The sequence below is a fragment of the Tardiphaga sp. genome (genome assembly GCF_044336785.1).
GTDB lineage: Bacteria > Pseudomonadota > Alphaproteobacteria > Rhizobiales > Xanthobacteraceae > Tardiphaga.
Genome location: NZ_JBIIOT010000123.1, coordinates 1 through 12844 on the forward strand (window position 1 = coordinate 1; position 12844 = coordinate 12844).

Annotated in this window: 9 protein-coding genes; 4 read left to right on the plus strand and 5 right to left on the minus strand. The window is 62.6% G+C overall.

The window, feature by feature from the left end; genetic code table 11:
• Positions 1-1014, plus strand: a 1014-nt coding sequence (locus ACIQ2A_RS23245; protein ID WP_398483883.1) for a hypothetical protein, incomplete at its 5' end; no start/stop codon positions are given.
• Between the two features lie 80 nt (positions 1015-1094).
• Here ACIQ2A_RS23245 and ACIQ2A_RS23250 read toward each other — a convergent pair.
• The gene (locus tag ACIQ2A_RS23250) at positions 1095-1913 is read right to left on the minus strand and encodes an oxaloacetate decarboxylase (protein ID WP_398483885.1); all 819 of its coding nucleotides are present in this window, start codon (positions 1911-1913) and stop codon (positions 1095-1097) included.
• Between the two features lie 228 nt (positions 1914-2141).
• Positions 2142-3350 carry a TrmJ/YjtD family RNA methyltransferase gene (locus ACIQ2A_RS23255; RefSeq protein ID WP_398483887.1) on the minus strand — a complete coding sequence of 403 codons (1209 nt, stop codon included), beginning with the start codon at positions 3348-3350 and terminating at the stop codon, positions 2142-2144.
• Between the two features lie 393 nt (positions 3351-3743).
• Between ACIQ2A_RS23255 and ACIQ2A_RS23260 the strand changes: the two genes are divergently transcribed.
• Complete coding sequence (locus ACIQ2A_RS23260) at positions 3744-4958, plus strand: NADP-dependent isocitrate dehydrogenase (protein ID WP_398483889.1); 1215 nt, start codon at positions 3744-3746, stop codon at positions 4956-4958.
• A gap of 65 nt (positions 4959-5023) precedes the next feature.
• On the opposite strand, the gene ACIQ2A_RS23265 is transcribed toward ACIQ2A_RS23260, so the two are convergent.
• The gene (locus ACIQ2A_RS23265; RefSeq protein ID WP_398483891.1) at positions 5024-5203 is read right to left on the minus strand and encodes a hypothetical protein; all 180 of its coding nucleotides are present in this window, start codon (positions 5201-5203) and stop codon (positions 5024-5026) included.
• A gap of 168 nt (positions 5204-5371) precedes the next feature.
• Between ACIQ2A_RS23265 and ACIQ2A_RS23270 the strand changes: the two genes are divergently transcribed.
• Both ACIQ2A_RS23270 and ACIQ2A_RS23275 read left to right on the plus strand, forming a co-directional pair.
• A complete protein-coding gene (locus ACIQ2A_RS23270; RefSeq protein WP_398483893.1) occupies positions 5372-7435 on the plus strand; it encodes a prolyl oligopeptidase family protein in 2064 nt (687 codons plus the stop codon).
• 27 nt (positions 7436-7462) lie between these two features.
• A complete protein-coding gene (locus ACIQ2A_RS23275; protein ID WP_398483895.1) occupies positions 7463-8167 on the plus strand; it encodes an SDR family oxidoreductase in 705 nt (234 codons plus the stop codon).
• A 106-nt stretch (positions 8168-8273) separates the two neighbouring features.
• On the opposite strand, the gene ybaL is transcribed toward ACIQ2A_RS23275, so the two are convergent.
• Both ybaL and alaS read right to left on the minus strand, forming a co-directional pair.
• Positions 8274-9950: a YbaL family putative K(+) efflux transporter gene (gene ybaL / locus ACIQ2A_RS23280; RefSeq protein WP_398483898.1), complete on the minus strand. Its 1677-nt coding sequence runs from the start codon at positions 9948-9950 to the stop codon at positions 8274-8276.
• Between the two features lie 393 nt (positions 9951-10343).
• Positions 10344-12844: alanine--tRNA ligase (gene alaS, locus ACIQ2A_RS23285; protein WP_398483900.1), on the minus strand; the 2501-nt coding region annotated here is incomplete at its 5' end.

Consider the following 12844-nt stretch of genomic DNA (forward strand, 5'->3'; position numbering starts at 1 on the left):
GACTTGCTCAACGTTTTTGCCAATTTCGGCAAAGAACATAGCGTTTCGCTACGTGACCCGGCATCGTTGAAGGCGTTTATGTCTTATGCCGAGCAAGCGCTATCACAGGCGGTTAATAGCGACATACTGCTACACGGGCAGCGCACCGAAAGAATGTTCGAGGCACTGACCGTGAGTCTCGGCCACTACACTTTGCTGAAGAAAGAAGACCTCGGAACGGTTCATCCAGCCGGAAGCTATATCGCTCCGGACTTTCGTGCAGTTCTCAAAGATGGCACGCAGTGGCTCGTCGAGGTCAAAAACGTTTACAATCAAAATCCATCATTGCAGCGGTTCTCTGCCAAAGACGATTACCTTTCGCGAATGATCAATTATGCGAGGATCGTTGGATGCCAATTAAAATTCGCATTGTATTGGGCTCGATGGAGCATATGGACAGTCGTTGATCACTCAGAGCTATCTCGAGTAGGCCAGCGTTGGACTATCGATATGCTTCAAGCTATGCGTGTCAACGAAATGGCGGTTTTGGGAGACCGCATAGTGGCAACAAAACCGCCACTTCGATTTCGTGTAATCGCGAGCTCTGCACATCCGCGAACGATTGATCCAGATGGCAAAGTTCAATTTACAGCAGAACGAGCTGCTCTATATTGCGTGAACACCGAAATTACTGATCCGATTGAGAAACATATCGCATGGACGTTCATGAACTTCGGCGACTGGAAATGCAGCGAGCCCACAGCGCTGACTTCAAATGGCACGCTTGATGCAATCGAACTTGAATGGACTCCACGCGAACACGCGAACCCTGATCAAGAATTTGAAATAGTGGGAACGCTTAGCACAATGTTTTCTCGAGACTACGCAGTTAGAACACTAAGCGAAGAGGGCGTGGTTCAAACGGAAGCAGAGCTAAGGCCGGACTGGCTCCTCCCAATTATTGACGCCCACAGCAAAAACAGCTCTTTGCCTCTTTGGAGTTTTGTACTTCAGCCAAACCGAGCAAATTGTTGATAGAAACAAAAGCAAGTCGCTACCTCTCGCCTCGGCACGTATCTAATATTGTTGCTGCCCCGCTCATCCCCCGAAGCTAATTAGCTCCCAAACAACTTATTCAACTCCCCGCCCTTCGCCCCATTTGCAAAGCTCGTAAACGTCCCCTGCCCGGCGATCTCCTGAGCCGCGCCCATGAACCCCGCCCAGGCCATGCGGGCCAGTGAGCCGCCGACGCTGATGCGGCGGACGCCGAGCGAGGCCAGATGCTGCACGGTCATGGTCGGCTGCACGGTGAGGACATTGAGCGGCTTGCCGCCCAGCGCCTGCACCAGCGTGGTGATCTCCGCGTCGGAGGCGACACCCGGCGCATAGAGGCAATCGGCGCCGGCCTCCGCAAAGGCGACCAGCCGCGCGGTGGTCTTTGTCAGGTCGCGCTCGCCATGCAAAAAACCTTCGCAGCGCGCCACCAGCATGACGGCGGGATCGACCCCATCGATGGCGGCGCGGGCGGCCTTGATGCGCTCCACAGCGAGCACGTCGTCATAGAGCGGCTGGTCGGCGCGGCCGGTGGAATTCTCGATGGACAGGCCGGAGATGCCGCTCGCCACGGCGCGGGCGACATGGGCGGCGACGCCGGCGGGGTCATCGGCAAAACCGTTCTCGAAATCGGCATTCACGGGCAGATCGGTGGCGGCGGAGAGCAGCGCGAGATGGTCGATGACGTCGTCGGCCGTGACCTTGTTGTCGGGGCGGCCGGTGGACCAGGCATAGCCGGCGGAGGTCGAGGCCAGCGCCTTGAAGCCGAGGTGGGCGAGATAACGGGCGGAGCCGACATCGAAAGGGTTGGGGAGGACGAAACAGCCGGCGGCATGGAGAGCACGGAAGTTGGCGCGCTTCTCGGCGGTGGAGATCGGCATGGCGGGGCTCCCGGTTTTGTTCGGCCGCCGCGTTGGTCGCGGCTGGTGGGGGCAGTGTAGCGCGGGAGGCGCGCATGACCACACTGTCATTCCGGGGCGCGCCAGAGGCGCGAACCCGGAATCTCAGTGTGATGAAGCTCCGCTTACCTCACGCGCGGAAAGAGGAGCGTCGCTGATCGAGGTTCCGGGTTCGCGCCTTCGGCGCGCCCCGGAATGACAGCTTCGCTGTCACCCCGGCATCCCGCTGTTGAGCAGCGCCTCCAGCCGGTCCAGCTCCGGGCCGATGTCGCGCGTCACGTCTTCGGCGCGGATCGCGAGCACGCGGTAGCCGCGCTCTTCCAGCCAGGTCTGGCGGCTGGCGCGGTCGGAGACGATCACCTCGGTCTCGCCGGGATTGACCAGCTCGATGGCGATGCGCTCGGGGAAGCTGACAAAATCCGGGATGTGGCGGCCGACCGGGGTCTGGCGCTTGAACTGACCGGCAAAGCGGCGGTCGGCGCGGAGCGCGTCCCAGAGCAGCCGCTCGGCATCGGTCGGGTTGCGGCGGAGCATGCGGGCGAGGCCGCGGACGGTGCCGCTTTCATGGGGCTGCTGGCCCTTGCCGTGTTCGGCCAGAAGCGCGCGCAGGCGGGTCGCCTGTTCGCCATCGAGCACGCCGCCCTTGGCCGGGCCCTTGCGGCCTTCGGCAATGGCCATCACCACGCCGTGCAGCGTGTGCATGTCCTGCTTGGACGGCTCCATCCGGGTAAAGATGTTGCGCAGGTTGACCAGCATGGTGTCGCGCTTTTCCGGCGGGCGGAGGAACTCGACCTTGTCGAGCTCGGCGACCAGATTGTCGAAGAAGGACGTCATCTGGTGCTGCGACGCGCGCTCGGAGCGCTCGGGCATGGCGTAAGGCAGCGCGTTCCCGGTCGCCTGCTTGAACCATTCATAGCCGCAGAGCAGGACCGCCTGGGCGAGGTTCAGGGACGAGAAAGCGGGGTTGACCGGGAAGGTCATGATCCGGTTGGCCAGCGCCACCTCCTCGTTCTGCAAGCCGTAGCGCTCGCGGCCGAACAGGATGCCGGCGGTGGCGCCGGTCTTGATATGGGCGATGGTCTCGCTGGCTGCGGCCTCGGGGGCGACCACGGGCTTGGCCTGGTCATGGGCGCGGGCGGTGGTGGCATAAAGAAGGGTGCAGTCGGCGACCGCCGCTTCCACCGTGTCGAACAGTTCGACGGCGTCGAGCACATGGTCGGCGCCGGAGGCGGCGCGCTGGGCGTGGACATTGGGCCAGCCGTCGCGGGGCTTGACCAGGCGCAGGCGGGTCAGGCCGAAATTGCCCATGGCGCGCGCGGCGGTGCCGATATTCTCGCCGAGCTGCGGCTCGACCAGAATGACGACGGGGCCGATGAGATCGCTGTGGGGCTTGCTGCGATCGGTGCCGGAGCCGCTCATGTCTTCACTTTCCGATTCAATCTCTGAAGGTCTTGGTCTCAAGATCTTGAATCAACCTGGGGAGGACCGGATTCAAGAGTTTAACCTGTGTTCGCGCGATATCTCGCAGGGCGGCGTTTTTCCGAATGATATGAGGAACTTGGCTGGAACCGTGAATCCTTAACAGGATGTGACCGGCGGGGCCGCGCCGATCGCCGCAGCGGGGCTTATGGGAGGTTTGCCGGGAGCGCAAGACGGGCGTTTTCGGCCGTGATTTCGAGCGGTTCTATCACATTGCATTCCGACATGAATTTTGGACCGAAACTGCATAGCGGCTGCGCTTCCGCCCCGCCATGCACGGTGCTATAGCCGCGGTCATCATCCCTCCCGCAACGCGCTAAAGGCCCGAACCACATGGCAAAGATCAAGGTCGCCAACCCGGTCGTCGAACTCGACGGCGACGAGATGACCCGCATCATCTGGCAGTACATCAAGGACAAGCTGATCAACCCCTTCCTTGATATCGACCTGCACTATTACGACCTCGGGATGGAATACCGCGACAAGACCGACGACCAAGTCACCGTGGATGCGGCCCACGCCATCAAGAAATACGGCGTCGGCGTGAAGTGCGCGACCATCACCCCCGATGAAGCGCGCGTGAAGGAATTCAACCTCAAGCAGATGTGGAAGTCGCCGAACGGCACCATCCGCAACATTCTCGGCGGCGTGATCTTCCGCGAGCCGATCATCTGCTCGAACGTGCCGCGCCTGGTCCCCGGCTGGACCAAGCCGATCATCATCGGCCGCCACGCGTTCGGCGACCAGTACCGCGCCACCGACCTCAAGTTCCCGGGCAAGGGCACGCTGACGATGAAGTTCGTCGGTGAGGACGGCACCACCATCGAGCGCGAAGTGTTCCAGGCTCCGGGCGCCGGCGTGGCCCTCAGCATGTACAATCTCGACGACTCCATCCGCGACTTCGCCCGCGCCTCGCTGAATTACGGCCTGTCGCGCAAGGTGCCGGTCTATCTCTCCACTAAGAACACGATCCTCAAGGTCTATGACGGTCGCTTCAAGGACATCTTCCAGGAGATCTACGACGCCGAGTTCAAGACCAAGTTCGACGCCGCCGGCCTCACCTATGAGCACCGCCTGATCGACGACATGGTCGCCGCTGCGATGAAGTGGTCGGGCGGCTATGTCTGGGCCTGTAAGAACTATGACGGCGACGTGCAGTCCGACACGGTTGCCCAGGGTTACGGCTCGCTCGGCCTGATGACCTCGGTGCTGCTGACGCCGGATGGCCAGGTGGTGGAAGCCGAAGCCGCCCACGGCACGGTGACCCGTCACTACCGCGAGCATCAGAAGGGCAAGGAGACCTCGACCAATTCGATCGCGTCGATCTTCGCCTGGACTCAGGGCCTCGCCCACCGCGCCAAGCTCGACAACAATGCCGAGCTGGCCAAGTTCGCCAAGACCCTCGAGAAGGTCTGCGTCGACACAGTCGAAGCCGGCTTCATGACCAAGGATCTCGCGCTCCTGGTCGGCGCCGACCAGCGTTGGCTCTCGACCACGGGCTTTCTGGACAAGGTCGCCGAAAACCTGACCAAGGAACTGGCGGCCTGATTTCAGGCCTTCAGTCTCGAACGGACAAAGGTCCGGGGTGCTCAGGCGCCCCGGACTTTTTCGTTTCAGGAGGCGAGAAGCGTAAAGCCGTGGCGGGTGATCATGTAACGCATCTCGCTGGCACAGGGACGGCAGGCGAAGGTGCGAATTTCGGTGCCATCCTTCTTCGGCACGGCAGGCTCGGCGCGGACAAAATCTCGACGCTCATGGCAGGTGGGACATTGGACGAGACTTGGGGTGATCATGATGCTCTTCGAATCGGCGTGAATGTCCTTCGACTTTCGTCTAGGCCGCGACATTCTGCATCACCAAGATGAGTGAAGCGCCGTCACCACAACCGGAACGCGCCGCCTTGCTCTGCCCATGCTTGGCCCGTAATCACGCATGAGAACCGCACTCCCTCCGAGGTAAGCATGACCGCATCAAATCCCGCCGACGGCCACGACGATCCCTATCTGTGGCTCGAGGAGATCGAGGGCGAGAAGGCGGTCGGCTGGGTCGAGGCGCAGAACAAGCGCACCGACGATTTTCTGATCGACGACGGCTACAAGCGCGATTTCGACGCCGTCATGACAATTCTCGATGCCGACGACCGCATCCCTTTTGTCGGCAAATCCGGCGACCACCTCTACAATTTCTGGAAGGACGCCAAGCATCCGCGCGGGCTGTGGCGTCGTACGACGCTTGCGAGCTACCGCACCGACGAGCCCGACTGGGACGTGCTGCTCGACATCGATGCGCTTAACAAGGCCGAGGGCGTCTCCTGGGCCTTCGCCGGAGCTGCGCGCTCGCCGGACAAGACAAGGGCGCTGGTGAGCCTGTCCTTCAATGGCACCGATGCCATCGAGGTGCGCGAGTTCGATATCGCCGCGAAAAGCTTTGTCTCTGATGGCTTCGTGATTCCGAAAGCGAAGACGCAAGTCGCCTGGGTCGATCAGGACACGCTGCTGGTCGGTAGCGCCTCCGGGCCCGACCACACGACCGAGGCCGGCTACACGCGGACCGTCCGGCGCTGGACGCGCGGCACGCCGCTGGATGCCGCCGCGGTGGTGTTCGAGGTTGAGAAGCAGGACGTTGCGGTCTGGTTCGGCGTCAATCGCCGGCCGGGCCACGAAGGGATGATGTTCTGGCGGGCGCTCGATTTCACCCGCTCGCATATCTTTGTCGAGCGCCGCCATGGCCCGCATGCGGGCAAGCGGCTGCGGCTAGAACTGCCCGAGGAAATCGATGTCGGCGCGGAGGCGGAAGATCTGCTAATCAGCCCGAAGCAGGACTGGACGCTCGGCGATCTCAAGATTCCCGCGGGTGCTGTCGCGGCGATCGATCTCGACCGCTTCCTGTCCGGCGCACGCGATTTCGAGATCGTGTTCGCGCCGACGCCGACGCGGGCGCTGCAATCCTGGACCGAAACGCGCCACGGCATCGTGCTCGAACTGCTCGATAATGTCCGCGGCCGTCTCGTGCTCATGCAAAAGAGCGAAGCCGGCTGGACCGAGACGCCCCTGCCCGGCCTGCCCGACAATGCCTCAATCTCCGCGCAGAGCTTTGGTGGAGAGGACGATCCTGATCTCGGCACAGAACTGTTGCTCACCGTTACAGGCTTCGACCGGCCAACGACGACGGCACTGTGGGATGGCCATGGTGCACCAGAGCCATTGAAAAGCGCGCCGCGCAATTTCGATCCGGAGGGCATCGAGGTGCAGCAGCGCCATGCGGTGGCCGAAGATGGCACCAAGATTCCGTATTTCCTGATCGGCAAGAACCTGTCTGCCAAGGGCGCGCCGCGACCGACGATCCTCTATGGCTATGGCGGCTTCGAAGTCTCGCTGACGCCGTCCTACATGGCGATCGCCGGCAAGCTGTGGCTCGAACACGGCCATGTCTATGCCATCGCCAACATCCGCGGCGGTGGCGAATTCGGGCCGAGCTGGCATCTGGCCTCGCGCAAGAACACCAAGCATGTGGCGCACGATGACTTCGCGGCCGTGGCGCGCGATCTCGCTGCGTCCGGCGTGACCACGGCGGCCAAGCTCGCCTGCCATGGCGGCAGCAATGGCGGCCTGCTGGTCGGCAACATGCTGACGCGCTATCCGCGGCTGTTCGGCGCGATCTGGTGCAGCGTGCCGCTGCTCGACATGTCGCGCTACACAAAGCTGCTCGCGGGCCAGAGCTGGATCGCCGAATATGGCGATCCGGAAATTCCGGATGAGTGGGCGTATCTGCAGAAATTCTCGCCCTATCATCTGGCGACGGCGAGCCAGAATTATCCGCCGATCCTGATCACCACCAACCGCACCGACGACCGCGTGCATCCCGGCCATGCCCGCAAGATGGTGGCCAAGCTGCAGGAGTTGGGTTGCCCGGCCTGGTTCAACGAGACCGTGGCCGGAGGCCATTCAGGCGCGGTGGACAACAGCAAGCAGGCACAGAGCCAGGCGCTCGGTTACGCCTTCCTGCGCAGGACGATTGCGAGCTAGGCTCGCTTCATCAAGAGGAGCATCACCATGTCAGCAGGCAAAGTCGCCATCATCACCGCAGGCGGAAGTGGCATGGGCGCCGCATCTGCGCGTCGCCTCGCCGCCGACGGATTTCACGTCGCGATCCTGTCGTCGTCCGGCAAAGGCGAAGCACTGGCGCAGGAACTGGGCGGGCTTGGCATCACTGGCTCGAACCAGTCGAATGATGATCTCAAGCGCCTCGTCGATGGCGCTGCCGCCAAATGGGGGCGCATCGACGTGCTGGTGAACAGCGCCGGACATGGCCCGCGCGCGCCGGTGACCGAGCTCACCGACGAGCAGTGGCACACCGGGATGGACGTCTATCTGATGAACGTCATCCGGCCGACGCGACTTGTCGCGCCGATCATGCAGGCGCAGAAGGCGGGCAGCATCATCAATATTTCCACCGCCTGGGCCTTCGAGCCTTCGGCGATGTTTCCGACCTCGGCGGTGTTTCGCGCGGGGCTTGCATCCTACACAAAACTGTTCGCGGATGCCTTTGCAGCGTCGAATGTACGGATGAACAATGTGCTGCCGGGCTGGATCGACAGCCTGCCCGCCACCGAAGAGCGTCGCGAGAGCGTACCGATGCAGCGCTATGGCAAAAGCGAAGAGATTGCGGCCACGGTGGCTTTCCTCGCGTCGGAAGGCGCGGGCTACATCACCGGCCAGAACATCCGCGTCGATGGCGGAATGACACGATCTGTGTAATCTCACCTGTCGTCGCCCGGCCTGACCGGGCGATCCAGTAAACTCAGAAGCTGCGGTGTCTACTGGGTCACCCGGTCAAGCCGGGTGACGACAATAGAGGAAACGATTAAACCGCCATCGTCGCGCCGATCTTCAGCAGCATCGCCTTGGCGATTTCCTGTTCGCCCATGATCACGACATTGGCGCCGTGATATTTGAGATGGGCGACTTCCTCATCGGAATGCGCACGGGCGATGATCGGCAGCGTCGGCGCCAGCGCCCGCGCCTTGGCGACGATCTGGCCACCTTCGAACGCGTCGGGGATGGCGACAAGCAATCCCCGCGCATGGGTGATGTTCGCCGCCTGCAGCATGTCCGGCGCTGCGGCATTGCCGGTGATCACATCCACATGGCTTTCGCGCAGCCGCTCGACCACACCCGGCGTATCCTCGATGACAAGGAACGGCAGTTTGGCTGCACGCAACGCCGTGCTCACCACGCTGCCGACGCGGCCGTGGCCGACCAGCACGACGTGATTGGTGAGTTCGGAGATCGGATGGGGATCACGCACCACCGGCTTGGCCGGATCGGGCGGACCGACGGGCTGTGGCTCGGCGTCCTCCTTGGCGACGATGCGATCGAGAAGCGCGAAGAACACCGGATTGATCATGATCGAGATGATCGCGCCGGCCAGCACGAGATCGCGGCCGCGATCCGGCAGCAGCGCGAGGCTCGCGCCGAGGCTGACAAGAATGAACGAGAACTCGCCGATCTGCGCGAGCGACGCTGAAATCGTCAGCGCCGTCGATTGCGGATACCCGAACAGGCGCACGATGCCGAAAGCTGCAACGGACTTACCGATCAGGATGATGAAGACCGTGGCCAAGAGCGGCAGCGGATCACGCAGGATGATGCTGGGATCGACCAGCATGCCGACTGAGACGAAGAACAGCACGGCAAACGCGTCGCGCAGCGGCAGGGTCTCGTTGGCAGCGCGCTGGCTGAGCTCGGACTCGCTGAGAATCATGCCGGCGAAAAACGCGCCGAGCGCAAACGAAACATCGAAGACGAGTGCCGCACCGAAGGCCACGCCGAGCGAGATCGCGAACACGGCCAGCCGAAACAGCTCGCGCGAGCCGGTATGCGCGACGTAATGCAGCAAGGCCGGAATGACGCGACGGCCGACCACCAGCATGAAGATGACGAAGCCCGCGACCTTGCCGAGGGTGACCAACAAGGGCATCGCCAGCGCTGACAGATCGCCGCCGCCTTCCCCCTTCAACAAAGGTGCAATGGCTGGCAGCAGCACCAGCGTCAGAACCATGGCCAGGTCTTCGACGATCAGCCAGCCGATGGCGATCCGTCCGCGCTCGCTATCCAGCAGGCGGCGCTCCTGCAGCGCGCGAAGCAGAACGACGGTGGACGCGACCGACAGAGCGAGGCCGAACACAAGACCGCCACCCAGCCCCCAGCCCAGCAGCTCGCCAAGCCCGATCCCAAGCAGCGTCGCCACCCCGATCTGCACGACGGCGCCGGGGATGGCGATGTTCTTGACCGAGAGCAGATCCTTCAACGAAAAATGCAGGCCGACACCGAACATCAGCAGGATGATGCCGATTTCGGCGAGTTCATTGGCGAGTTTCTGATCCGCGACATAACCCGGCGTAAATGGCCCCATCAGCACGCCGGCCAGGAGATAACCCACCAGCGGCGAGACGCGGATGCGCTGTGCAACCACACCGAGAATGAAAGCCAGAACGAGGCCGACAACGACGGTCGAAATCAGAGGGGTATTGTGCTCCATGCCGCTTTTTGCCGCATGGGAGCGTGGGATGCCAGACTCAAGTGAGGCTACTCATGGTCGCAGCCCGAAACGATGTCGTTATCGCGAGGAGCGGTTGTGATGAGACGATGCAGTTCTTAATTAAAACAGCTGATCTCGTATCATACCGTGCCGTCCCTGCGCAGGTGCGGGCTGTTGCATATGATTGGCAACGCAGCCTGCCGCCATCCTTCGAGACGCGGCCTAAGAAGGCCGCTCCTCAGGATGAGGGAAGAGTATAGCGCTATAGAAGACCCTCATGGTGAGGAGCCCGCGAAGCGGGTGTCTCGAACCATGCAGGCCGAGCACTATCATCATCCGCGCTTGGCCATATGCGATAGTCTTGGCTTGCGCCTGCGCGGGGACGACGCGCGGCTATTTCGCGAGCGCCGCTTCGATCGCCTTCAGCGCATCATTCGCCTTGCTGCCATCGGGGCCACCAGCCTGTGCCATGTCCGGACGGCCACCGCCGCCCTTGCCGCCAAGGGCTTCGGACGCGATCTTCACCAGATCGACGGCGCTGAAACGCGAGACCAGATCCTCGGTGACGCCAACCACGGCGCCGGCCTTGCCGTCTTCGCCGACATTGATGATCGCGACGACGCCGGAGCCGAGCTGCTTCTTGCCGGCGTCGGCAAGGCTCTTGAGATCCTTCATCTCGATGCCCGAGACCGACTTCGCCATCAGCTTGATGCCACCGACATCGATGACGTCGCCGCCGCCTGCGCCGGCCGCAGCACCACCGGCGCCGCCGCCCATGGCGATGGTCTTCTTGGCTTCGGACAGCTCGCGCTCGAGCTTCTTGCGCTCTTCCATCAGCGCAGCGATACGCGCCGGCATGTCGTCGATGGTCGTGCGCAGTTCATTGGCAGCAGACTTCGCTAGCGCGATCGTGCCATTGGCCTGATGACGCGCCTGATTGCCGGTCAGCGCCTCGATGCGGCGCACGCCGGAGGCCACTGCACTCTCGGCCGTGACCGAGATCATGCCGATATCGCCGGTGCGCTTCACATGGGTGCCGCCGCAGAGCTCGACCGACCAGCCGAGCGCATTGCTGCCAGAGTCGCGCGGCATCTTGCCCATGGAAACGACGCGAACTTCATCGCCGTACTTCTCGCCGAACAGCGCGCGGGCACCGGCTTCGCGGGCATCATCCACCGCCATCAGGCGCGTAGTGACTTCGTCATTTTCGAGCACGACATTGTTGGCGATGTCCTCGACCTGGCGCAGCTCTTCGGCCGTGATCGGCTTCTGATGCACGAAATCGAAGCGCAGGCGCTTGTCGTCCACCGACGAGCCCTTCTGCGCAATATGGTCGCCGAGCACCTGACGCAGCGCTTCGTGCAGCAGATGCGTCGCCGAGTGGTTGGCGCGGATTGCCGAGCGACGGGCATGATCCACATCGAGCGCAAGCGCGGTGCCGATCTTGAGCTCGCCGCTCTCGACCGTGCCGAGATGCACGAACAGATCGCCAGCGCGCTTCTGGGTATCGGTGACGCGGAAGGTGACGCCCTCGCCCGTGAGCACGCCGAGATCGCCGACCTGGCCGCCGGACTCCGCATAGAACGGCGTCTGGTTCAAGACGATGGCGCCGGTGTCGCCGGCCTTGAGGCTCTCGACTTCGTTGCCGTCCTTGACCAATGCAGTCACGGCGCCTTCGGCGCTCTCGGTCTCGTAGCCAAGGAATTCAGTGGCGCCGAGCTTTTCGCGCAGGCCGAACCACACTGTCTCGGTGGCGGCTTCACCCGAACCGGACCATGAGGCGCGCGCCTTCTGCTTCTGCCGCTCCATCGCATCGGTGAAGGATGCGATATCGACGGAGATGCCGCGGTTGCGCAGCGCGTCCTGGGTGAGATCGAGCGGGAAGCCGAATGTGTCATAGAGCGTGAAGGCGGTCTCGCCATCAAACATGTCGCCCTGCTTCAGCGTAGCGCTCTTGGTGTCGAGAATGCCGAGGCCCTTTTCCAGCGTTCGGCGGAAGCGGGTCTCTTCAAGGCGCAGCGTCTCTTCGATGAGCGAGCGCGCACGCTGCAATTCCGGATAGGCTTCGCCCATCTCGCGCACGAGTGCCGCGACCAGCTTCCACATGATCGGCTCACGTGCGCCGAGCAACTGACCGTGGCGCATGGCACGGCGCATGATGCGGCGGAGCACATAGCCGCGGCCTTCATTCGACGGCAGCACGCCGTCGGCAATCAGGAACGACGACGCGCGCAGATGATCCGCGATGACGCGCAGCGAGGCCTTCATCGGGCCGTGCGGATCGGCACCGGTGAGATCGGCAATGGCACGGATCAGTGCGACGAACAGGTCGATGTCGTAATTGTCGTGCTTGCCCTGCAGCACCGCAGCGATGCGCTCGAGGCCCATACCGGTGTCGATGGACGGCTTCGGCAGCGTGAGGCGGTTGCCCGGTGCGATCTGCTCGAACTGCATGAAAACGAGATTCCAGATCTCGATGAACCGGTCGCCGTCTTCATCGGGCGAGCCGGGAGGGCCACCGGGGATCTTGTCACCATGGTCGAAGAAGATTTCCGAGCACGGGCCACACGGGCCGGTGTCGCCCATCTGCCAGAAATTGTCCGAGGTCGGGATGCGGATGATCTTGGAATTCGGCAGGCCGATCTTCTTCCACAGCGCGAAGGCTTCATCGTCCTCGGAATAGACGGTGACGAGCAGCCGATCCTTGGCGAGCCCGTATTCCTTGGTGATCAGATTCCAGGCCAGCTCGATGGCGCGTTCCTTGAAGTAATCGCCGAAAGAGAAGTTGCCGAGCATCTCGAAGAAGGTGTGATGACGCGCGGTGTAGCCGACATTGTCGAGGTCGTTATGCTTGCCGCCGGCGCGCACGCATTTCTGCGAGGTGGTGGCGCGCT